The organism is Hydrogenimonas thermophila (assembly GCF_900115615.1).
Taxonomy (GTDB): domain Bacteria; phylum Campylobacterota; class Campylobacteria; order Campylobacterales; family Hydrogenimonadaceae; genus Hydrogenimonas; species Hydrogenimonas thermophila.
Window position 1 is genome coordinate 18,325 of record NZ_FOXB01000003.1, and the last position, 23,904, is coordinate 42,228.

Here is a 23,904-nt window from a genome sequence, read left to right on the forward strand (position 1 = left end):
GATGATTAGTTCTGATAACTTTTTAGATGCAATGCAAAGAAGGCATGCATGCAAGCTTTTTGATGAAACAAAAAGAATCTCTAAAGAGAAGTTGGAGCTGATTTTAGAGTATGGTCGTTTAAGTCCTTCATCATTTGGTATGGAGCCTTGGCGTTTTCTTGTAGTTCAAAGCCAGGAGATGAAAGAGAAGCTGCGATCTTTTTGTTGGGATCAGCCGCAAATTACGACGTGCAGTGATCTTGTACTGATTAAAACAGTTATCTCTCCACTTGCTCCAGGTAGCAAATATAGTCGCGATATGCTTTCACGCCGTGATTTACCAAAAGATAGAATAGAAGCCTATTTTGATATCTATGACAAGTTTGCAACGGCTAAAATGGCTGGTGAAGGCATCTTTTCCTGGAGTAGCAGACAATGCTATATTGCAGCTGCAAATATGATGACAGGAGCAGCTGCAATGGGTATTGACAGTTGTCCAATAGAAGGCTTTGAAAAAGAGAAAATAGAAAGTTTACTCAATATGGACCCGACAAAGGAAGAGTTAGCACTCATTATTGCCTTTGGTTACCGGGTAAATGAAGTTACTAAGAAGGTTAGACTATCACTCGACAAAATTGTCGAGTATATTTAAAAATCCCAGACAGCACCGATAAAGAATCCTTCTATATCTATGTCGCTGCTGGTATTATCTATATCATCAAACTTATATTTTTGAGCTCTGTATCCTGCTTCAACTCCAAGCCCCATAAAAAATTCATATCTGACATCAGCTTGCAAGTCATATATAATACTGCCATCATAAGTTATGTAATTTCCTTCTGCTCCTATTGAAAGATTATCTAAAAAAGGTAAAGGTACTCGTACATTTGCATAAATCATAGGAAATAGTACTTGAGTATCAATTCTTTGATTTAAATTATTATTTATTGCATATATCTCTGTATATCCGTCAATATATCGAAATGTTATACCAAGATCGGCATCAAAACCAATGTCAATTATTTCGTAATATAGTGAAGTATCAAAACTATTAAGTTGAATATCAGTTTTAATAGTTGAACCTACTGTGAATGTTTTATTACCGAAATTAAAAGTTTTTGTTAAATCAGCAGTATTTCCATTGCTGTTTACTTGTGTATATGCAACTCTGATGTTTGGGAAAAGTGGTATTGGATGTTCTATTTTAGCACGAATATAAACTTCGCTTTTTGTGTTTAAGTTTAAGTCTTTATCTAGATCAACTTTGTTTGTATCTGAAGTATTTGCTGGATTTTGAATCCATCCGCTTGGATCGTGATTCCATAAACCAATAGCTACTTCTCCTCCAATGTTATCTGCCATTGCAGAGGTTGTAAGTGCTATAACAGCAGAAGTAATAAGTGAAACTTTTTTCATTGTAGTCCTTTTTTTAATTTGTATTTATTCATATCGACAAAATTGACTCTATAGTTATCTCTCTTTTTGTATTTTTAGAACTAAAAATGCAGTTGTAGCAATTAATGCTTCAACAAGAAAAAGGTACTCACCATACGCCTGTCCTGCAATAATTGCTCCAATAAATCCACCTAAACCATAAGAGATACCAAGGAAAAACTGCTGTGCTAGAGCTTTTTGATGGTAAAGAGTGTGAAGAAGTGTAATTGAAGCAGTGTGATAAAGAGCAAATCCAAATGCGTGTAGACTTTGGGCTGCAAAAGTAATTGTCAAGTCATCAGGAAATAGCCATAGAAGCAGCCATCTTAATATTGTAAGAACAATGGTAACCTGTATAATAGTAAATAGATTTTTGTTAAGAAGCGGTCCTTGAAAATAGAGCATTATAATTTCACATATAACACCGAAACTCCAAAGCCAGCTAGTCATTTCAAGGCTGATTCCGTGACTTGTTTCATATATTGTGAAAAAGTTGTAAAATCCTCCAAAGCTAACCTGCATCAAAAAGAAACTTAGCCAAAGAGGCCAGTAACCAATAATAGAAAAGTTAGCTTTCCCCTCCTCTTTTTTCTCCTTAGGTACGCTTTGTTTTATACCGTATACAATTGCAAGTCCACTTAGTGTTGTAAAGAGTGTTGTACCAAGAAGATAGTTAATTGCATCTATTGGAGTATCAAGAACTTTACCAAGCCACAGTGCAATAAGCATAAAGCCTATAGAGCCAAAAAGTCTTGACTTACCATAAGTTGACCTGTTAAGTACATCTAATGCACGAGCTTCAACATATGGAAGAGATATGCTAATAGATGCTCCAAATAGGAGATTAACGATCAAAAGTGCTTCAAAACTATTTAATGCCGGATAAAAAAGAGTTACAGAAATTGATAAAATAAGAAGAGAAAGTGTATAGCTTTTTCTATCTAGTTCTACATGTTTTAAAAAGAAAAATGGCATTATAAAACGCATTAGAGGTGCAGCTGAAAGTAATATGCCAATTTGAGCGCTTGAGTAGCCAACCATTTGCAATGCTTTTGGAAAAAAGATTACATAAACACCGATAATTGCAAAATAGAAAAAGTAGAAAGCTGAAAGACGCCAGAACATTCAGGGTCCTCTGTTAAGGTTTATAGACGATACAAGTACCAGAAACGAGGTCGTGTAACCCCTTTTTATCTTTCATTATAAATGGTAATAAGATACCAAAAAATGAGAGAATGGAAGTTTGTAGCATTATATAACGCAAGACTAATTTTACAATGCCAGGTTTTTCATCTGTTTGTGGGTCTATAAGATATAGGTCATATGCTTTCATACCAGGAGTTTGAGCCTTTAATTTCCAAAATGCAAGGGTAATTATCATATGAACTGTTAAAATTATTAACCACCCTTGCCCCATATGCTCTTTAAATCCTTCTCTGTCACCCATAACAAGATATATGACAATGTATAAAACAGGCATTGTAATCATAAAGGTATCTGTCAACAGTGCTTTAAGACGCAGTGTAACAGGAGCGCATTGTAAAGATTTAACAGATTCTAAAATCTCTTCTTTCTCTTTTTTAATAGACTCAATCTTACCTTGTTTTACTTTACGCCAGCGCCCCATTCTCTCCCCTTAATTACCGCGGCTACCTGGTTTTATTGCTTCACTTCCCTCTTTACACATTGGACACTCCTCTGGTGCATACATAGGAAAATCGAAGTCTGCCAGTGCAAAGAAAGGCTTATCTTTAGGAAGTTTACAGTTAGGTTTGTCAGCTAAATCACTGCCTACACGTTTACAGAATCCTCTATTTGCCAGTGCTGCAAAACCGACAATATCTGCTCCAAGTCGTTCAATTTCTGCAGCTGCTTCCATTGCAGAACCACCTGTAGTGATGATATCTTCACAAATTAGTATCTTTTCACCCTTTTTTACTTTAAAACCTCTACGCAATGTCATTGTGCCATTGACACGTTCTGTAAAGATGTAACGACAGTCAAGTGCAGTTGCCAATGCAAAGCCTGCGATAAGTCCACCGATTGCAGGTGAACAGATTGTGTCAATTTCAAGACCATACTCTTTAATCTGCTCAGCCAATGACTCAGCAAGAAGTTTAGCTGTTTTTGGGTCTTCAAGAACTTTGGCTGACTGCAAATAGTACTCTGAATGGTTACCTGAACTTAGCTTAAAGTGACCGTGTAATAGTGCCTCTGCATCCATATAGATCTGTTTGATATCCACAGCTTAAACCTTTAGGACTTCTGCTTCTTTAGCTTTTACAAGTTCATCAACTTTTTTAATGTAGTCATCAGTAATTTTTTGAACTTGATCAAGCCCTCTTTTCTCTTCATCTTCAGTAATAACTTTATCTTTAGCAAGTTTTTTTACTTTGTCATTTGCATCACGACGAATATTTCTAATAGCAATTTTTGCTTTTTCACCCATTCCTTTTGCTTGTTTTGCACTCTCTTGTCTCTGCTCTACAGTCATAGGAGGGAAGAATAGTTTGATTGTTTCACCATCATTGTTAGGATTGACACCAATATTTGCCTGCTGAATAGCATGTTCAATATCTGGTAAAAGGTTTTTCTCCCAAGGACTGATAGTAATAGTCTGTGCATCTGTAGCTATAACACTGCCAACCTGATTTAGAGGAGTTGGAGTTCCGTAGTAGTCAACTTTTATGTTGTCAACAATATGTGTAGAGACACGACCTGTACGGATTGTAGTGAAATCTTTTTTTAAGACTTCTAAACTCTTTTCCATATGCTCTTTGGCATAATCATAAACACTATTTAGCTCTTCCATTGTTTTGCTCCTTTTTTTAATCGGTAATATTATGGTTTTACCAAAATTTTTGTACTTATTTTATCGTTATCAAGCTTTAAAATTAGACGGCTTCTACGATTTTTAAGCGGTTTATCCAGTTTGACTTTTACTCTATTGTTTTTTATAGTTACCAACTGCCATCCATAACCTGTAATATAAAGTTGTGCTTTTTTTGTTTTTACAGGTGTATCTATTTTTATGTGAATAGTTTTTACTATACCATCTTTTGGATAGTTTTTAGGCTCTATCCAAGTTGCTGGTAAGAATTTTATTTTTAATTTACTTTTTAGATTTGTACTACCTGTTAGTGCTATGCGGTCAATATCAAAAATATCAGAAAATTTTGAAACAGCACCTACATTTTGGTTCAGAATTGCTTCAAAATTATACTCTTTTGCTATCTTCTTTACACGATCATCATATTCACCATAAGGATAAGCGAAATATTTTGGTTTTACTCCTATTCGTTTTTGCATTAGTTCAATACCGGTAGCAAAATCTTTTTTTAGATCTTTACTACTCTTTGAAACCATATGTGGATGTGTATGTGAATGAAACCCCAACTCTCCATATTTTTTGGCTTCATTTATCTGTTTCCAAGTCATAAAATCACCATAACCCGCTTCAGTTGCTTTAGTATAAACAAATAGTGTGAATGGATACCCATATTTTTTAAAAACAGGCAATCCATTTTTATAGAAACTTTTATAGCTGTCATCTATGGTCAAAACTACCCAGTTATCTGGAATAGTTTTACCATCTTTTATAGCTTTTACAAGTTTGGATAAAGTAATAACTTTATATCCATTTTCTTTAAAATATTCAAACTCTTTTTTTAAAACTTCAATAGATGTATTTGTAGACTGATGTTTTATATCTCCAAAACGGTGATAAACGAAGATGTGGGCATCTGCCCACAGGCTCAGGCAAATGCAACTGAGCCAAAACCATAGGCGCATTATTTTTCTGTTGGAGCTTCAGGAGCTGATGGTACAGCAGGTGCTACAGGTACAGCAGGAGGTGTTGGTACACTGCTTTGTGATGGCAAATTATCTACAACAGATTGGTTGTAGTTTTTATTATAAATATAGCCTAATGCTATTGTATTTAAAATAAAGATGAGTCCAATGGTAAAAGTAGCTTTAACCAAAAATCCAGCAGGACCCTTTGCACCAAACACTGACTCATTAGATCCGCTATATGCACCAAGACCAATAGATGAACTTTTTTGAAGCAGAACAAGAATAGTCAATATGACAGCCAGTACGATTTGAAATACAAATAAAACGGTAATCATTGTAGAAATTGCCTTTGTAAAAAGTAGTGTATAATTAGCGCGCTATTATATCCTAAACATTATAGAAAGTAAATATGACTTCACATAAAGAGTTTCAAAGATTTGCTAAAACATACAGTCGTTATAGTCTAATTCAAGCGCGTGTAGCAGAAGCACTTGCAAGTAAAATTTCCGGTAGTTTTTCTCATATTGTAGATCTTGGGTGTGGTAGTGGTGGTTTTTTTAATGCCTATAAAAAACCGTTTATGAGTTATTTGGCAATAGACATTGCACCTGAAATGACGGCAATTCATCCAACTGCAAATGGTGTTGAAACAATGGTTGGTGACTTTAATGATCCAAAACTGTTTGAAGTATTGAAAAAAAGAGAGTTTGATCTAATAGTCTCTTCTTCTGCTCTTCAATGGAGTCAAAATCTTGATTGGACACTATCTCAAATAGCATCTTTTAAAAAGCCTGTTGCATTATCGCTCTTTACATCAGGTACATTTAAAACACTCCATAAAATTGCCGGTATATCTTCACCCATAAGATCAAAAGATGAGACAGTAAGATTACTGCAAAAGCATTTTGATGTGAAAATCGATACTCTTGAGTTTAGGCTATATTTTAGCGATAGACTCTCTATGTTGCGCTATATTAAACAAAGTGGTGTAAGTGGTGGTAAACGTAAACTTAGTATTACACAAACAAGAAAGATTTTAAGAAATTATCCTCTCTCTTATTTGCAATTTGAAGTTGTTCTTGCTGTTGGAAGATAACGTATATAAACTTTAGCATTTTGTATGACAGGATTTTTTTGATAAGGTTCTTTTAGATTTAAACGATAATACCTACCTCTCTCCCAATGTTCAGGCAGATATACAGCAGCATCAAAATCATCCAAGTCTTGATCATCATCAATAGTTATGCCTTGATGATCATACCTTACCCACAACTCAAGACTGCTATAGTTCATAATAAGTTTAGTATGTTTAGTTTCACCTCTTACTAAAAGAAGTGAAATTGGACGGTATGGTTCACAATTTTTAAATATATGTATGCATCCGCCAGATATATTAACTCTTACTATATCTCCATATTTTGCAAGTTTTAAAATTCTGTTTAGTCTTGCTTCTCTTTTTGCTGCTATTTCAAGCTCTTTCATTCTCTCTTGATGACGAAGTTTCTCTTCTAACTCTCTTTGTCTAGCTCTTTGATCAGCTTCTTTTTGAAGTAATTCTGCTTTAGTTTTTGGAGGGAGCTTTTTCCAAGTATCTTCATCCACTCCCATTGGGTATTTTGAAGAACATCCGGTAACAAAAAGTAGTATAACAATTGAATAAATAATGCTTTTCATACTTTAAATTATAACAATTTTTATGCTATTATCTACTTAAATTATTTTTTGGACATATGATGTGAAAAAAAGATGGAAAAAAGATTTAAAAGAGGTTATTTGTATTAATTCATACACAGCTAATAAAAAAGGCGTAGATAATACAGGTAATCTTTTTAGAAAGTGGTTAGAAGAGATAGGCTTTAAAACAGAAGTTTATCAGCGTGAATTGATTGGTGATCATCTCCATTTTCTCTCCAAAAAAAGTGATAAACGAGAAAAAATTTTACTTCTTGGACATTTAGATACAGTTTTCCCGCCCGGTACTTTTGAAGGATTTACTGAAGATGAAAATTGGGTTTATGGACCTGGTGTTTGTGATATGAAGGGTGGAAATATTGTAGCTATTGAGGCACTTAGAACAATATATAAAAAACTTGGCTATATTGAAGATATTGACTTTCTTTTAGTCAGTGATGAAGAGACAGGAAGTGATGATTCTAAACAATTGACAAAAGAGATTGCAAAGTCGTATGACAAATGTTTTGTATTTGAAGCGGCCGGTAAAGATATGGATGTTGTAATCGGTCGTAAAGGAATTGGAACATTTGAGATTACTATTGACGGTAAAGCTGCTCACGCGGGTACAAGTTATGAAAAAGGGTATGACGCAAACCTTGAAGCTGCAATAAAACTTCAAAAACTTGTCTCATTAACTGATTTACAAAAAGGTTCAACGGTCAATGTGGGAAAAATTGAAGGTGGTATAGGCGCAAATACAATTAGTCCCTACTCAAAACTACTTCTAGAACTCCGTTATGCTGATTATAGTGAGAAAAAACGCTTGATCAATGCATTAGATGAAATAGTCAAGACAAGTTTTGTTAAAGGAACAAATGCAAGATTAAGTGGATCAATACAACGTGATGTTATGGAGCCAAATAGTAGTCAAATCAAACTTGTTAAAGCAATGGAACATATTTCAGGACAAACTTTACCAACCGAAAAACGTGGAGGAGTAAGTGATGCCAATATTGTTGCATCGTGTGGGGTTGTAACTATTGATGGTTTAGGTCCTTTTGGTGATGGAGATCATACTCCAAAAGAGAGGGCTTTGAAAAGTAGTTTTGATGAACGAATAGAGTTAATGACAAAGGTATTAATATATCACCAACGAAAGGGGCGAATCTGTGAGTAAGAAGAGACGAGTTGGAATATGGATGTATCAAAATGGCGGTGGTGACAAGATTGAAAAAAAGATAGTCAAAAAGCTGAAAGAGAGAAATATAGAAGCTATAACAGGATTAAATCTGCGTGATGCTTATGTTAAAGGTGAGCATATTAAATGTAATGGTGTAAATATGGATGAGCTTGATCTGTTCTTCAGCTATAATGCAGGAGAGCAGACACAGTATCAGATGTATCTATACAAAGCATTGAACAACATAATCCCTTGCATCAATAATTTTGATTCTTTTGAGCTTACAGAAGATAAATTTCAAACAAACTATCTATTAAGAAACAGTGGAATAAAAACACCAGATTTTAGACTATGTCACAGAGATGACTCAAAACATCTTAAGAAGTTTATTAAAAAGTGGAGACAGATGGTTTACAAACCTACAGATGGCTGGGGTGGTGTTGGATTAACAAAGATTGATAATGAAGCAACACTAGATACTCTTCTTCCATTTTTAAATCAGATGGATTTACGCTTTTTCTATGTAGAAAAGTTTATAGACTATGATAAGACAGATTTTCGCATAGACATTGTTGATGGAGAGTTTGTCGGATGTTATGGACGAAAGGCAAATGGATCAGATTGGCGTACCAATGTTACAAGTGGAGGCAGTGTATTTTTGCGAGAGGCAAATGAAGAGGTTGTAGATTTGGCAAAACGTGCTGCAAAAATTACGGGACTTGAGATTGCAGGTGTTGACATTATATATGATAAAAAGAAAAAGGAGTATTTAGTTCTTGAAGTAAATGGTATTCCAGCTTTTGCTACTCCTGAGCAGGAGAAGATGGGACTAGATTTTAATAATAAAAAGATTGACAAAATAGTTGATCTGATTGATAAAAAAACTACAGTGAAAAAATAGTTAAAAGGAAAAAAGATGGCAAAAAGAAAAAAGCTTCCAAAACTTGGGCTTCTATATTTAGATTATGTTCTACGATTTTTTGATAGATCAAACTTTAAAGGCTGGCCAGACAAAATTGAGCAGGTAGTTTACCATTGGGGAAATGATAAAGATCGTTTTATAGAAGAGGTAAAACGTAAAAAAATAGATATTCTTATAGGAAATATTCCGGCAACAGCATATGAAACATTTAGAGAGATTGCAAAAGAGTTGCCACATGTGAGATTTGTTCCTTCATTAGAGACACAATTTGCCAATAAATCAAAAGAGAATGTTACTCTATTTTGTGAAAAACATAATCTTTCTCATCCTAAAACAAAAATCTTTTATAACAAAGAAAAAGGATATAAGTATCTTGAAGAGTGTGAATATCCTATTATTGTAAAACGCTCTTACGGTCCTTCTAATTATGGTGGTTACTATGTTCACAAAGTGAAGTCAAAAGAGGAAGCAAAAAAACTTTTTGATGAGAAGAAGTATATGCCTATGTATATTCAAGAGTGCATACCTCTTCGTGCAGATATTCGTGTTATGTTAATTGGTCACAAACCTGCTTGTGCTTTTTGGCGTGTTGCAGGTGAAGATATGGAGATTACCAATACTTCTCAAGGTGGATATATGACTTATGATGGTGTTCCTATGGGTGCACTTGAGTTAGCAGTAGAAGCATCAAAAGCTGCAAAAGCTGAGTATTGGGCCTGTGATATTGCTGAATATGATGGAAAGTATTATATTTTGGAGTGTGCTACTGCATTTGCAGCTTTCCCATATTTTCGTGATTGGATAGGACAGTATCTTATGTGGGATTTTAGCAATGGATACTTCAAAAAACCACATATTCCACTCTATAGCTGGGAAGAGCTTGGAAAAATCAACTCATCTTTACTTCGCACTATGCGTCATATTGAGTTTAGCAAATATATTCCATCTGCTGACGGAGCATATTATCTTAACGACAAAGATGGAAAGTGGGATATAGAGTTGACAGAAGAGAGTAAGCCGGAAGACATACCTGACAATAGTCATCTTTTGGAAAATATTAAAGATGAAGCAGACCTTCCTGATGTTGTTAAAGATGAAGCAAAACGTGGAGAGAAAAAGCATAGCACTCTTGATAATAATGAAATGTCACTTGAAAGCGTGACATTGACAGAGTTAATGACACTTCATGGAATGGAAGAGGAGATTGCAGTTGAAGTTATAAAATATATTCAGAGCCATGATATGAAAAGCATTGATGAATTGCTTGAAGTTGAAGGTATTGATAAACAAACACTAAAAGTGTGGGCAGAAGATTTACACAGTAAGGCAGATGTAAATAGAGCTAGTGTAAAAGTATTGAGTAAGATAAAAGCAATTGGTAAAAAGTTAGCTGAAAAAATTGTAGAGTTTAGAGAAAAACATGGTCCTTTTGAGACATTGGAAGATATGTTGAAAATAAAAGGTCTTGGTAAAAAGAAACTTGATAAAATTCGTAACCATATTGCTATAAAATAGAGGATATCGATTGAAACAACTTTACCACTCTTATGATGAAGCGGTAGCACTATTTAAAGAGTTAGAGTCTAGAAGACCAGATCTTTTTCGTACTGAAGTAATAGGTCAAACTTGGGAAAAACGTGAAATTATAGCTGTTACTATCACTCAAAATATTGAAATTGCTGATACAAAACCGGCACTATTTTTTACAGGTACTATTCACGCTAGAGAGTGGATCGGTTTGGAATTAGCTATAGGGTTTGCACAATATGTTGATCGTAATATAGCTTATGATCATATAGTGCAGGAAGCATTGGAAAACTCAACTATTTATATGGTTCCATGCGCCAATCCTGATGGATTTGAGTATTCTAGAAATCATTTCTCATTTTGGCGTAAAAATCGTCGACAAAATGCAGATGGCAGTTATGGAGTTGATCTTAACAGAAACTTTCCAGTAGGTTTTGTTAAAAGTAATAATCCGTCATCAAATGTTTATGGAGGTCCTGCACCTTTTAGCGAACCTGAAACAAGAGCTATTCGTGACTTTGTAGAGAGTCATAAAAATATTGCAATTGCACTCGATTATCATTCACAAGGAAATGTATTTTTCCCTGCTCACGATTTTAGGCATGAAGATACAATAGATACGACAGATATGAATGTACTTTGTGCCAATATGGCTGAAGAGATTAGAAAGATAAGTGACAGAGAGTATGGCATACATCAAGGCAAACCACCGACAAAGCTTATTAGTGGTAGTGGACGTGAATTTTACTACTCAAAAGGTATAATAGCTTCTGTTGTAGAAGTAGGAACAAGAAATATCTCTGACTATCTTGATGATATGATAGAGCATATAAGAGAGCATATACCGGCACTCTTGACTTGCCTTAAAGAGGTTCCAAACTATGCAATAGAGACTGTTATGCCAAGACCAGAAAACTTTCGTGCCACATATGTCGGTATTGACAATGTAACTCTTGAGTGGGAGCCATACTCTTGTTGTAAAGAGAGTGATGAAATCTATTTTGAGATTTACAGAAGCAGACGTGAAAAGTCATATTGTCGCCCTTTTAACCTAATAGGACTTACACAAGCAAACCGTTTTTCAGATAGTAACTTGCAAAGTGATTCACCATACTTTTATCATATTCGAGCTGTAAATAAAAAGAGTGGACAAAAGTCACCATTTGCTCCTGTATTGGCAATACGTACACATGTAGATGATGATGAATTTCACCGTACCTATTTTCCTACTCCAGATAAAACCGGTTATGTTGCACAAAAGTCAAAAGATAATGCATCACATTTTGGAGTAAATTCACTTTTTGTAGGTATAAATGAGACTAAAGGTATAAGTTACTCTGTTATTACAATTCCTCTTAAAACAATTCCAAAAAATGCTGTTATAAAACGGGCTCGTTTGCGTCTTTACCCTATGAATCGTGTAGGTGTAACTGTAGAGAAGTTTGGAGAGTGGGATATTGGCATTGTAGATCCTGAGAGTATTAAAGATTTAACCTCTTTTAAAGATGTTGAATCAATGAAAATTCGTTCATATGTCGGTCGCCCTACTCTCTCAAATCATTTGACACAAGGAATTTGGCGAAGTTGGGAATTTAGCGAGGTTGAGTGCAAAGCACTGCAGGAGCAGATTACCAATGAACAGGTTGTCTTTAGAATTGAAGGTCCTAAAACATTAAGTATAGGCCGTACTTCTCAAATGATGCAGTGGGATATAGGATATGGAAAGTTTGGTGGAGGATTAGCTTTTAGACCTCATCTTGAAATTACCTATACGCTTGAACCAAATAGAATGGAACTTTTTCCAAAACAAAGTTTTACAGTATGTGCAGATGGCATTGAAGATGGAAAAATCTTAAGTGGTTTTGACAGCAATGGTAAAAAGATTTATGCTACATTTGATTTTGAATTAGGTTCTCTTCCAGACTGGGAGTTTATGCAGATTACTCGTGCTTATGTAGTTTTAAACCCAATAAAAGTGTATGCCAAAGATAACATACGTTTTCATTTGGAGATGATAGATGCAGATGCAGAACGAGATTATGAAGCTATTAAAGCACGTCGCATAATAGAAAATATAGGTTATGATGTCAGTGTGAGTGAATTAAAAAATCAAGAGCAGGTTTTTGTTTTTGATACATATGCAATTCAAGAGTTTGGCAATAGGTTAAGAGATAAAAAATCTATTGCATTTTTACTTCGACCAAGTAGTGCACAAAAACTGACGAGAAACTCTGTTATAGAGTGGCATAGTTCTCATCCTGAGTTTACTCCAAAATTGGTAATAGAGTATCTTCATAAACGAAGACGACCTGTATCACCTGTAACAAACCTTAGCTTTAAAATTGAAAATGGAAAAGTGCGTTTAAGTTGGAAAAATCCAAAAGATAAAGACTTCAAAGGGGTTTTTGTTATAAAAAATAGATTTAGAAAGCCAATATCTCCTTATGATGGAGATAAACTATATGGTGGTCCTGATGAATGGACATATGATGATTTTGGAGCTTTAGATGTGAAAAAGTACTATGCAGTTTTTACTTATGATGATGTACCAAATTTCAGTGAGCCAGTTATTTTAGAGTATCAGCCCAAAAACAGTGGTTGATAATCTTATTTAATTGGCAATATTTTAATAGAAAATATAAAAAATAGAGGCATTACATAGAGATTGACAATAATTGCAAAGAAGAGTCCACCCATAATGGCTATGGCTAAATTTTGTATCACCTCTGTACCGCTACCAATAGCCAAAGCGATCGGTAGCATTGCAAAGGCATTAGAGAGCATTGTCATTAAAATAGGACGTACTCTTACTCCAATGGCATCAATGAGGCGTTTCATTTCATCATTATCCTTATCAGTATGCATTTTGTAAAAATCATAAATTAGTACATTATTGTTAATGACGATACTAAGTACAATAAGCATACCCATAAAAGCAGTAATATCAAGTGGTTTGCCTGTTAATTTAAGTGCTAAGAATATACCACTGAGTGTTAAAAGCATAGCTGTCAAAATATTGAAAGCTATGCGAATATCACTAAAGTGGAGCAGTAAACCTGTAAAAATAATGAGAATCGCAAAAATAATGACATAGGTCATCTCTTTAAATGACTTTTGCTGCTCTTTGTAAAAACCGCTAATATCAGTTGTAATATTGGAAGGTAAATTTGCTTGTGCTAAAACTTGTTGGATAGAATGGACAATACTGGACATATTATTACCCATAAAACGGATACCCAAAATGCAGACAGGTGATAGGTTAAAATGGGTGACTTCAGCAACTCTGTTTTGATAGCTTATATCAGCGACTTTAAAAAGTGGAATACTCTTTTTAAGCAAAGGAGAGTAGATAAACAGCTCTTTTTGCAAATAGTCAATCGGGTCTCTATCGGTACGACTCATTAATACTCTTATATTGATTAGCTTTTCGCCTTGAGCTACAGAAGCAACACTTTTACCATAGTAGAGGCTTCTAATCTGTGTAGCAACACTCTTTTCATCAATGCCATAGATAGCTTTGGAATCTGGTTTAAGACGGATATTGATAGATGGTGAAGCGTAAGATGTAAGAATATTAACCTCTTCAACACCTTTTAGAGGTTTTAAAAGTTCTTTTAGCCGATAGCCTTGTTGCATCAATTCATCTGGATCGGAGCTAAAAAGCATTACAGCAATGGGAGCATCAGCTCCCATAATATCTCCAAGGCGATCTTCGAGAACTTGAGAGAGTCCAAGCTCTTCAAGATTTGGTACTTCAGCTTCGATCTGTTTACGTAAATCTTCAATTATTTCAAATGAACTTCGCTCTCGATTTTTTTTGAGTGTGACTAAAAAGTCTCCTTCATTTGATTGTGTGGATATTTGTCCGAGTGATGTGCCTATGCGCATTGTCCACTGATCAACTTCTGGTATGTTTTCAATAATATTGCTGATGGCTGTAAACTCTTTTTGACTTTGTGTCAGTGATGTTCCTGGTGGCAATACAATATCTACAACAATATTTCCCTCGTCCCATTTTGGAAGAAATGTTGAAGGTGTTGTTTTGTACAGATAAAAGCTCAATCCAAATCCTGACAAAATCATAGGAATTGAGATCCAAGCATAATGTACTGAACGATTTAAAAAGGTTTTATATTTCAGAACCATTGCATCCATTATATTTGTCTTTTCATCTTTTTTGTCCGGCAGTGCTATGAATGCAATGATTGGTGTAAGAAAGACAGCAATAAGTTGAGATATGATATATGTTACAACCAGTACAAATGCTAATTGTTTGAAAAAGAGTCCTACAATTCCACTAACAAGCAGTAGTGGTAGAAAAATAAGTATTGCCAAAAGTGTAGCGACAGTCATAATGGGTAAAATCTCTTTTGAGCCTTCTATGACAGCATCTTTTTTTGAAACTCCTTGCTTGAAGTGTCGCTCTATATTCTCTATGACAATAATCATATGATCAATCAAACTTCCAAGTGCTGCCGCCATTCCTCCTAATGAAAAGATATTGAAATCGATCCCTGCAAGCTTCATACCAATCATTGTAATGAGAAATGTGATAGGAATAATCAATAAAGAGACTAAAGAGAGTGTTACTTTTCTAAGGAAAAAGAAGACAATGAGTACAGCAATGATTCCACCTAAAATAATAGCATCTCGAACACTATGAATGGCTTCTTTAATAAAGTCTGTGCCATCATATGTAGATCTTATTTCTATTCCCTCTTTTTTCAGTTTTGGAGCAAGCTCTTTTAGTTTTGCATTAAAGGCATTGACAACATCAATAGCATTTGCATTTGGTTGACGCAGAAGATTAAATACAACACTGTTTTTAAATCCTGTTGTGGCACTAAAAGCTTTTATAGGAGCTGTACGCTCTACAAGAAGTGATATATCACTTAGCTTAATAGCATGTCCATTTGGTAAAGCAATATCAAGATTGAGGAGCTTTGAAGCATCATCACTCTTTTGATAGAGTGATAACACATATTGGCGATGATAATCTTCTATCAATCCTAAAAACTCTATGATGTTTTGTGCTTTTAGTTGATCGATAACTGTTTGCACGTCAAGGTTGTATCCGTGCATTTTTTTGGTATCTAATAGAAGTTTATATTCACTCCATTCAGGTGCTTTCATCTCTATATCATAAATACCTGGAATAGATAGAAAAACAGGTTTTAGTTCATAATATAGTTTTTCACTCAACTTTGCACGTGAGATACTGTTTGAGCCAATAGCATAAATGGCAACCGGATATATACTTGGTGTAGCCTGCCGTATGGTAATCTTAGCATTAGAAGGAATTCGGTTTTTAATATCTGCCACCCTTGCCTGTACCAACTGATAGGCTAAATATGGGTCAATATTCCAATTAAAATATATGCTTATATTAGTCGAGCCAATAGATGTTGAAGATACTATTTTTTCAACATCCTGTATTGTTTTAAGCGCCTCTTCGCTTGGTTTTGTAACAGAAAAGAGCATTTGTTGAATTGGTGTATATCCATTGTCAATACTAACTTCAATACGGGGGAAAAATAGGTTTGGAAAAACGCCTTTTGGAATAGAGTATGAGAGTCTGTAACCGACACCTGCCAATAAGAAGATAATCAGCAAAATAGCTAGTTTGTTTTTAAGAATATATAGAAAAAATTCTCTACCTTTGGTATTGTACTTGCTCATTTAACAATCTCCACAGCAATACCGTCATGAAGCATATAAGCATTTTTAAGTACGATTTTATCGGATGGTGATAGTCTATCGCTTACAAGCACTCTACTTACCATATCTTTTTGAATAGTTATAAAGTGGAGTTTGGCAATACCTTGTTTTATTATAAAAATTGCCGGTCTGTTTTCTATTAGAACTATAGATTGCTTTGGAATAATCCATCCGCTAATTTTTTTAGTCATAATATCTGCTTCAATATTTAAGTTGGCAGGTAACGGTTTGTTTGGTTTTGCAATAACATTGACAAGGTTGTCAGTTGTTTTTGGAAGGATTTCAACTATCTTAGCTTTTATGGTTTGATCATCAACTTTTAAAGAGACTGTTTCACCTGTGTACAGTTTTTTAGCAAATAGATGAGGTACAAAGAGTCTTACTTGCATATTTTGGCTTTGAATTTTACAAACATAACCTCCATATCCAATATAGCTACCATCTGCTTTTAATTCAGTTACAAAGCCTGAAAATGGTGCTTTTATAACAAGTTGTTTATATTGTATAGTCATCTTTTCAAGTTTGTTTTTAGCTTTTGTCAACTCCAATTTTTTACTATTTAGTCTGTTTTGTTGAGATAAGTAGTCATTATTGCTGATAATGCCAAGATCTAGCATCTCTTTTGCACTTTTTAGTTTTTTATTTTCAATATTAATGGCATTTTGTATTAATTCGATCTGCTCTTTTAAACGACCGATACTCTTTTTTAACTGAGGGTTTTCTAGTATTGCAATAACATTACCTTTCTCTACTTGCTGTGCATTTATGACATGGTTATGTAAAATACCTTCAGCTTGTGTATTGACACCATATGCCATTTCAGCCTCTACAATGCCTCTTACCTTTACTTCTATTGGCAGTTCAGCTTTTTTAGGTTCAACAACACTTACTTTTACATGATGTGACGATAGTGCAAAAAGCGTGTTGCAAAATGTAAGAATTAAAATGAGAATATATTGAGGATTATTCATATATTTTTCCTGTGCTTAGGGTATTTAGAATGACAATATTTTTTTGCTTTGTAATGAGAGCATCTATCTCTTCTTCTTGAATTGAGAGTAGTGATTGAAGTGTTTGAAGGTAACTGTTAAAGTCAATATAGTGTTTCAAATATGCTGTTTTAACTCTTTGCATTGTCAATAATGCACGTTGTAGTGCTGGTTTAAGTATCTTCTCTTTACGTTTAGCTGCTTGAATTTTTCCAAGATAATCTAAATAACGCTCTTGTTCTTTAATTTTTAGAGAAATTTCTTCACTTTTTACTCTTAAAGCCTGTACTTTTGCAGCTTCAGCCTCTTTTTTTAATCCACTGTCAAAGTTCATGTGAATACCGGTAAAAAATGAGTAATTGTTACCATTTGCAGTGGGATCACTGTTTTGTTGGTAAGCCGCACCTATTACAGCATCAGGCAACCAGCTTTTTTTAATAAACTCTGCCTCTTTGTTTGCAATTTTGCTTTCAATTTTTTTATACCTAAGAAGTGGATTTTGTTTAATGAAGTTTGAAATATCGGTATGAATAGATACTTCTTCAAAATTTGGAATTGGTTGATCAGGGACATAAAGATTCAATCGTTGGCTAAGGTTTTTAACAAGCTCTTCTTCTTGAACGATACGTCCATGAAAAAGTGTAAGAGCATTGGCAAATCTTTCACTCTCAATTTTAGGTATTGCACCTGCTTTATATGCTTCTGTAAGCTTTGTCAATATCTCTTTTTGTTCATTATAAAATCGTTGATGCAGTGTTAACAACTTATGTATGCGATGATAAGCAGCAATCATATTAACAAGTGATAAAAAGAGTTGCTCTTTTCTCTGCCAAATAAGATATTTTGACTTTTCTGATTCAAGATACAATTTTTCTATAATCAGACTATTTTTATTAAATATGTCAATGTTGTCACTTAATGAATAATCTATTGTATGAAAATAATTAGGCAGGAGTTGATCTTTTGTTTGTGTATATTGGATATCTACTGAAAAATTGGCAAAACTCTGAAGTTTTTTAGCTGATATTCTAAGATTTTTTTCTTTGTTGATCATTTGAATTTGATCTTCTAATGACAATCTTTTTTGTGCAGTTTTTACATACTCAACAATAGAATTTGAAGCCAATAGAGCAGAAGGTATGATGATAAATAGAGCAAAACTTTTTACTATTTTTGTCAATTTTGAGTATCCTTCAATTAATATTTGGCAAGGAGCAAAAATGGAGTAGGAATAGCTCTCTTACCACTATGATTATGAAATAGAAAGATTATTTGAATATGAAAGAAATATGAAAATTTTTTAATCTTATAAAAATGGTCAAGTTTTAATTTGTATAAATATAAGAAGTAGTAAATTTGCATGGATTTAAAGTAGATGAAGAAATGGTCGGAGTGGCGGGATTTGAACCCTAAAGGAATGATATTCTAAAGTTTCTTAATGTTATCTATTTATTTGTAATAATCCCTAAAATAAGGCATTTAGTTAACCTTGCTATTATATAAAGTTTTCTATACTTTTAGCAAGTAATTTATATTTTGGGTAGCAATAGGGTAGCAAAATATAAAGCACTCAAAGGCTAAAGGGGATAATATGGCAAGGGTAAAAAGCAAGAAGTATCAGGGAGTATATCTTAACAAGTTAGCAAATGGAGATGTTAGCTATTCATTCACTTACAAAGATGAAGGGGGTAAAAAAGTATGGGTAACAGTTGGCAAAAAATCAGCAGGTATTACTGAAATATACACTTACAATAAAAGGAATGAGTATATTAATAAAATTAGATTAGGTGAAGACCCACTAGAAGCAAAAAAGATACGTAAAAGTAAGGTTTTGGATGATGCATATCAACTCTATATAAAAGATAGAGAGCTACACAATAGAGCATTACACGATGAAATAGCCAGATATGAGAATCATATTAAACCAACATTTGGAGCTATTCCAATAGCCTCTATAACTCCAGAGGCAATACAAAAACTACAAAAACAAAAAATAGATGAGGGATACAGTCTAAAAACTGTAAATCATATAATCAACTTACTATCAACTATCATTAATGTAGCTATAGAGAAAGAGCTATTTAAAGGTAACAACCCAGCTAAAAAAGTTAAACGCCTTAAAGTGGACAATGCAAGAGAACGCTTTTTGAATGTTGATGAGGTTAAATTATTGCTTGATACAGTTAAAGACAATCCAATGATTTATCTTTTTTGTAATCTTGCATTATCAACAGGTGGACGACTTGAAACAATACTTGCAATCCAAAAAAAAGATATTGATCTAAACAGTGGGACAATAAAGCTAAAAGACTTTAAAAACAATAGTACCTATACAGGATTTATAAATAATAATCTTCACTCTTTATTAGGTGACTTACTACCAAAACTAAAAGCAAATGATTATATTTTAAGTGGCAATAGTGAACCACTAACAGCACGACAGATACAAGTACCATTAAAACGAATATTGGATAATCTCTTTAATAAAGGATTGAAGCCAAACGACCGTAAAAACAGAGTAGTTATACACACGCTAAGACATACATTTGCAAGTCATTTAGCTATTAATGGAACTCCAATATACACAATTCAAAGGCTTATGAATCATAAAGATATAAATATGACGTTGAGGTATGCAAAGTTAGCACCAGATAGCGGACGGGAAGCGGTTAAAGGTTTATTTTTTTCTTAAAAGTTAACATTTTAAAATATTCATTCTATAAAAGTTAAAGTAATATTGTGTAATATCGTGTAAAGTCTTTTATACGAGGTAATATAATGAAGACGGTTTTAGGTTTTGAATTGACAGATGAACAGTTTGAAGAGTTAGCAGAATATATAAATTTAGATGAACTAAAAAGACAGATAAAAGAAGACTTTAAATATCCAGAGGACTATATAAACACAATATTTTTTGAAGATTTTTATATTGAAGATTTTGGAGAAGTTAATAATACAGTTAACAAAATATTGATAAACATCTACAAAATAATAAGAAAATATTACAATATTGAAAAAGATACTTTTATTAATAAAATCATTGAATGGAATTGTGATTATATTAGTGATAAAGTAAAAAATGATTTTTTTGATTATTTAGCCGATTATGTACAGAATGAACCAGAAATATTGAGAAAAATAGTTGGTAGTTATGTTATAGGTTTTGAAATAAAAGAATTAGATAATAAGATTATATTTGAATGTTATGAATCAGATGGAGATATAGACGGAGATATGATAGTAATTACAATTGAGAAAGAATTAGATGAAATCATCAAAATCATTAAAGATGATGTAATAGAAACAGTGTATAGAGTCTTATCAGAATATCTAAAAGACTACAAAGACGCAGGAACTCACGATAATCTATCGTTAGATCAGAAAAAGGACGGACTTTAACCACACGATAAAGATAATCAAATCAATTATTGAATCACTTGATAACAGCCCTATAAAAGACAAGGCTACAGATTTGCTTGATACCTTAGACAAAAAGATAAACAGCACCAAAGACGGAGCATATAAACCACTCAAAGAGCTTTTAAAATGGATAGATAACGCTAATGTAGGGTACATAATGCAAGATGAAAAAACGGGTAAAATCTTTTATCCAGTAATTGCAGATATGCTTTATTTTGAGCTTAAAACTATTGCATACATCAAAGAGCCATTTATAGAGGCTTTATGGAGTAGATATTATGAGATTTTAAACAGTGAAAAATCTAAAGAGATATTTAATCGATTAGATGAAACAGATAAAAGAGCGGTTATCTATTTAGTTAACTGTAAAACCATAGGAAAACAAAGGCATTATTTAGCCTCTTTATTTAGTAGGGAATTGAAGATTGAATACAAGCATATTAAAAAGCTAATAGAACATCTATTTTATCCAGTTCCTAAAAATGCAAAATTACCAAATGAACCAATGAAAGAACCACCAGAGCCAATAATTAATCCTCTTAGATACTCTTTTAAAATAGCCTCTTAACTCTATAAAATCTTAAAAATAACCTCATCAAATCCCTACTTTATGGGATTTTATCACCGTTCGGAAACTTTTACTTTTATTTCCGTACCCAGAGACCCCTAAACATTCCATAATTTCACCAAACAAACACAAAACGGAGGTGAGATTATGGAAACCACAGCAAAGTTAATCTATGAAGATTTAAGAAGCCGTTACAACAGAGCGGTTATAGGTAAAAAAGATTTAGCTAAAGAATTAGGCGTATCTCTTTCTACTATCGATAACTACATTCACAGAGGTTTTGGAATCCCACCATATAAAAAGCTAGGTACAGCACATAATGCGAGAGTGGTATTTAATCTTGTAGATGTAGCAAACTTTTTAGCACAGACTATCAAGACAGCATAAGGTAGCTTAATGCAGGACATCAAAGAGCTAAAAGCTTACCTTGATAAACAGGTAGTACGGGATATTTTAGAATCATTAGGCTATGAGTTTAACCGTGTAGGACAATTCAGGCTAAGAGATGAACGCACCCCGTCAGCCAGTATCAGGCGTGATGGACTTATCAAAGATTTTGGCAGTGATTGGAGCGGTGATATTTTTGCATTACTCCAGGAGTATCACTCTATGACATTTAAAGAAGCGGTTAATTATGTAGCTAACTATTTAGGTTTATCAAGTGTAGATGTTGAGGTTAAAAAAGCCCCCAGATTTACCCCTAAACCAAAGGAAGAGCCAAAGCCAAAGTATGACATTACCAAGATGTATGAACGCCTTAAAAGCCAAAAAGAGAGTTTAGGAGTAAAGATTTTGGATCAATTCTATAATGACTTAATTCCGAAGTCAATATTAGCCGAGACAGAACACACCAGTTTAAAAAAGATGATCGGCTATGACAAACGCAACGAAAGCTTTACCATCTCTTTACTTAAAGGTGATGAGGTTAAAGCGGTAACTATCCAAAGAACCAAAGACGGTACTAAATGGAAGACATACGGCAAAAAGTCCTATATCCCTTACAGGGTAACTCTAAAGCCTTATGTTTTTGTAGTTTTTGGAATGAAAGAGATACTAATAATGGAGAGTTGGAAAGAGCCTTATATCGGCTTTCAAAGTGATTCAGTGGCTAAAGGAATAGCAAACAGCCCACAGGGAGCAGAAATTAAAGAAGCGGTAGCAGATAGAACGCTCATATTGTTACTTGATAATGATACATCCTGCTTTGAAACTATAGAGCCGATAAGTGCATATTTTAGCAATAGTGCAGTAATAGTGATCGACTTTCAAAAACTACTCTTTGATCAAGAGTTACCAAAGGGTTATGACTTTTACGATTTTGTAATGTGGTGCGAGAGCCTAAAGGTAGCCGAGTTAATGCTGAATGATTTTATAACGGGCTACCCTTTTTATGATGTTAGTGCAGATGTAATACCAGTTTTAGCGGAGGTAGCATAATGAGCGACCTTATAGAGAAAGCCATAAATACAAGGCTAAACCAAAGCCAAAACACAGATAAACCAATTAATGCAATTGTACCACAAAAAGAGACACAGCCAAAGCCATTTTTACAGCCATTTACGGCATTGATAAAAGACTATCAACCCCCTAAATGGTTAGTAAAAGGAATCATACCAAATCAAGGACTTATAGAGTTTTTTGGGGCGAGTGGAAGCTTTAAAAGTTTTATTGTGCTTGATATTGGATACTGCATATCAACGGGCATAAGTTGGCACGGACACGAAGTAAAACAGGGTAATGTGGTTTATTTTGCAGGGGAAGGACATCACGGGCTTATATCACGGGTAAATGCACTCCAAAGACATTATGGAAAACCTCCAGATGGTTTTTATAGATCAGAAAAACCTATAAATTTGAGTGATGAAAAAGAGTTGCAAGAAATTAGCGAGTACTTAAAGCAAATAGGAAATATTCAGCTTGTAATCATTGATACACTGCATAGAAATAGCGGGGAGTCAGACGAAGACAGTGCAAAAGATTTTGCAAAGGTACTAAAGAATATTGATAAATATTTAGCACCTTATGCAAAGGTAATAATGTGGGTACACCATACAGGACACGGTACAAAAGAGAGAAGCAGGGGAACATCTGCACGTTACGCCTCATTGGACGCTTGTTACCTCATCAAAAGAGATGATGACAGCAATATTATAGAGATGAAGTGTACCAAGATGAAAGACGCTGAAGAGCCAAAGCCTATGATGTTTGAGATGGAATCTATAGAGACTGAACTAATCAACCCAGATACAAACGAGCAGATCAGATCATTAGTACCAGTCAAAACAGATAAAACAGGAAGCACCACCAAGGATAAGCCACTTACAAAGCGTCAAAAAGATGTTTTATCAGCTTTGAGACTTGCAATCAAAAACGATGGGCGGGAACTACCAGCCGAGATAAAAGAGCGTGAGGGTTTTATAGAGGGTAGAGGTGTTAAGTTGGAGCAGTGGAGAGATGAAGCCTATAAAGTGATAGATGTTGATTCAGATGATGAAAAATCAAAAATGGAAGCTAAGAAAAAAGCATTTCAAAGAGTACGAAAAGAGTTAAAAGAGCGGGACAAAGTGGTTATTTATGATGAGTGGTGTTATGTTCCGTCAGACTGTAAGCGTAAATATCAAAGGGACAAGCAAGGACAAAAACCTATAAAAGGCGAGTAAGTCCACAATTTAGGGATTTAAAAGCATACGGGACATAC

Annotated in this window: 23 protein-coding genes; 12 read left to right on the top strand and 11 right to left on the bottom strand. The window is 34.0% G+C overall.

Annotation, left to right across the window (positions count from 1 at the left end; translation table 11 throughout):
- Position 1 precedes the first annotated feature (1 nt).
- Complete coding sequence (locus BM227_RS01445) at positions 2-631, top strand: NAD(P)H-dependent oxidoreductase (protein ID WP_092910355.1); 630 nt, start codon at positions 2-4, stop codon at positions 629-631.
- On the opposite strand, the gene BM227_RS01450 is transcribed toward BM227_RS01445, so the two are convergent.
- Genes BM227_RS01450 through secG form a run of 7 tightly spaced genes read right to left on the bottom strand, consistent with a single transcriptional unit; the run spans position 628 to position 5,543 of the window.
- The gene (locus tag BM227_RS01450; protein ID WP_092910359.1) at positions 628-1,395 is read right to left on the bottom strand and encodes a TIGR04219 family outer membrane beta-barrel protein; all 768 of its coding nucleotides are present in this window, start codon (positions 1,393-1,395) and stop codon (positions 628-630) included. The genes BM227_RS01445 and BM227_RS01450 overlap by 4 nt on opposite strands.
- Before the next feature lie 54 nt (positions 1,396-1,449).
- Positions 1,450-2,538: an MFS transporter gene (locus BM227_RS01455; protein WP_092910362.1), complete on the bottom strand. Its 1,089-nt coding sequence runs from the start codon at positions 2,536-2,538 to the stop codon at positions 1,450-1,452.
- A 13-nt stretch (positions 2,539-2,551) separates the two neighbouring features.
- Entirely contained in the window at positions 2,552-3,040 is a 489-nt protein-coding gene (locus tag BM227_RS01460) for an RDD family protein (RefSeq protein WP_092910364.1), read from the bottom strand.
- A gap of 9 nt (positions 3,041-3,049) precedes the next feature.
- A complete protein-coding gene (pyrE, locus tag BM227_RS12670; protein WP_177201940.1) occupies positions 3,050-3,658 on the bottom strand; it encodes an orotate phosphoribosyltransferase in 609 nt (202 codons plus the stop codon).
- A gap of 3 nt (positions 3,659-3,661) precedes the next feature.
- Positions 3,662-4,225, bottom strand: a complete 564-nt coding sequence (gene frr, locus BM227_RS12675) for a ribosome recycling factor (protein WP_177201941.1) — start codon at positions 4,223-4,225, stop codon at positions 3,662-3,664.
- 29 nt (positions 4,226-4,254) lie between these two features.
- Positions 4,255-5,205: a polysaccharide deacetylase family protein gene (locus tag BM227_RS01470; protein ID WP_092910367.1), complete on the bottom strand. Its 951-nt coding sequence runs from the start codon at positions 5,203-5,205 to the stop codon at positions 4,255-4,257.
- A complete protein-coding gene (gene secG / locus BM227_RS01475; protein ID WP_092910369.1) occupies positions 5,205-5,543 on the bottom strand; it encodes a preprotein translocase subunit SecG in 339 nt (112 codons plus the stop codon). The genes BM227_RS01470 and secG overlap by 1 nt, the downstream gene beginning before the upstream one ends.
- A gap of 74 nt (positions 5,544-5,617) precedes the next feature.
- On the opposite strand from secG, the gene BM227_RS01480 reads away from it, so the two are divergent.
- Entirely contained in the window at positions 5,618-6,304 is a 687-nt protein-coding gene (locus BM227_RS01480; protein WP_092910372.1) for a methyltransferase domain-containing protein, read from the top strand.
- Here BM227_RS01480 and BM227_RS01485 read toward each other — a convergent pair.
- Entirely contained in the window at positions 6,265-6,882 is a 618-nt protein-coding gene (locus BM227_RS01485) for a hypothetical protein (protein WP_092910376.1), read from the bottom strand. The genes BM227_RS01480 and BM227_RS01485 overlap by 40 nt on opposite strands.
- 61 nt (positions 6,883-6,943) lie before the next feature.
- On the opposite strand from BM227_RS01485, the gene BM227_RS01490 reads away from it, so the two are divergent.
- The 4 genes from BM227_RS01490 to BM227_RS01505 are packed head-to-tail and all read left to right on the top strand — an operon-like array spanning position 6,944 to position 13,113.
- Positions 6,944-8,059, top strand: coding sequence for a M20 family metallopeptidase (locus BM227_RS01490; protein ID WP_092910381.1), 1,116 nt, complete (start codon positions 6,944-6,946; stop codon positions 8,057-8,059).
- A complete protein-coding gene (locus tag BM227_RS01495) occupies positions 8,052-8,963 on the top strand; it encodes an ATP-grasp domain-containing protein (protein WP_342707879.1) in 912 nt (303 codons plus the stop codon). Before BM227_RS01490 ends, BM227_RS01495 begins: the two co-directional genes overlap by 8 nt.
- A 15-nt stretch (positions 8,964-8,978) precedes the next feature.
- Positions 8,979-10,499 (top strand): helix-hairpin-helix domain-containing protein, encoded by a 1,521-nt coding sequence (locus tag BM227_RS01500; RefSeq protein WP_092910386.1) that lies wholly within the window; start codon positions 8,979-8,981, stop codon positions 10,497-10,499.
- Between the two features lie 10 nt (positions 10,500-10,509).
- Positions 10,510-13,113, top strand: a complete 2,604-nt coding sequence (locus tag BM227_RS01505) for a M14 family zinc carboxypeptidase (RefSeq protein ID WP_092910389.1) — start codon at positions 10,510-10,512, stop codon at positions 13,111-13,113.
- Positions 13,114-13,118: 5 nt separating this feature from the next.
- Here BM227_RS01505 and BM227_RS01510 read toward each other — a convergent pair whose 3' ends face one another.
- Genes BM227_RS01510 through BM227_RS01520 form a run of 3 tightly spaced genes read right to left on the bottom strand, consistent with a single transcriptional unit; the run spans position 13,119 to position 18,398 of the window.
- Positions 13,119-16,190, bottom strand: a complete 3,072-nt coding sequence (locus BM227_RS01510; protein WP_092910391.1) for an efflux RND transporter permease subunit — start codon at positions 16,188-16,190, stop codon at positions 13,119-13,121.
- A complete protein-coding gene (locus BM227_RS01515) occupies positions 16,187-17,200 on the bottom strand; it encodes an efflux RND transporter periplasmic adaptor subunit (protein ID WP_092910393.1) in 1,014 nt (337 codons plus the stop codon). The genes BM227_RS01510 and BM227_RS01515 overlap by 4 nt, the downstream gene beginning before the upstream one ends.
- The gene (locus tag BM227_RS01520; RefSeq protein WP_092910396.1) at positions 17,193-18,398 is read right to left on the bottom strand and encodes a TolC family protein; all 1,206 of its coding nucleotides are present in this window, start codon (positions 18,396-18,398) and stop codon (positions 17,193-17,195) included. The genes BM227_RS01515 and BM227_RS01520 overlap by 8 nt, the downstream gene beginning before the upstream one ends.
- Before the next feature lie 411 nt (positions 18,399-18,809).
- Here BM227_RS01520 and BM227_RS01525 point away from each other — a divergent pair, with 411 nt between their 5' ends.
- From BM227_RS01525 to BM227_RS01550, 6 genes are all read left to right on the top strand, one after another.
- Positions 18,810-19,910: a tyrosine-type recombinase/integrase gene (locus BM227_RS01525; RefSeq protein WP_092910399.1), complete on the top strand. Its 1,101-nt coding sequence runs from the start codon at positions 18,810-18,812 to the stop codon at positions 19,908-19,910.
- 86 nt (positions 19,911-19,996) lie between these two features.
- Positions 19,997-20,617, top strand: coding sequence for a hypothetical protein (locus BM227_RS01530; RefSeq protein ID WP_092910402.1), 621 nt, complete (start codon positions 19,997-19,999; stop codon positions 20,615-20,617).
- Positions 20,618-20,690: 73 nt separating this feature from the next.
- Positions 20,691-21,206 (top strand): hypothetical protein, encoded by a 516-nt coding sequence (locus BM227_RS01535; protein ID WP_092910405.1) that lies wholly within the window; start codon positions 20,691-20,693, stop codon positions 21,204-21,206.
- A 147-nt stretch (positions 21,207-21,353) separates the two neighbouring features.
- Positions 21,354-21,593 carry a helix-turn-helix transcriptional regulator gene (locus BM227_RS01540; RefSeq protein WP_092910408.1) on the top strand — a complete coding sequence of 80 codons (240 nt, stop codon included), beginning with the start codon at positions 21,354-21,356 and terminating at the stop codon, positions 21,591-21,593.
- 9 nt (positions 21,594-21,602) lie between these two features.
- Positions 21,603-22,643 carry a hypothetical protein gene (locus BM227_RS01545; protein ID WP_092910411.1) on the top strand — a complete coding sequence of 347 codons (1,041 nt, stop codon included), beginning with the start codon at positions 21,603-21,605 and terminating at the stop codon, positions 22,641-22,643.
- Positions 22,643-23,866, top strand: a complete 1,224-nt coding sequence (locus tag BM227_RS01550; RefSeq protein WP_092910414.1) for an AAA family ATPase — start codon at positions 22,643-22,645, stop codon at positions 23,864-23,866. The genes BM227_RS01545 and BM227_RS01550 overlap by 1 nt, the downstream gene beginning before the upstream one ends.
- Positions 23,867-23,904: the final 38 nt, after the last annotated feature.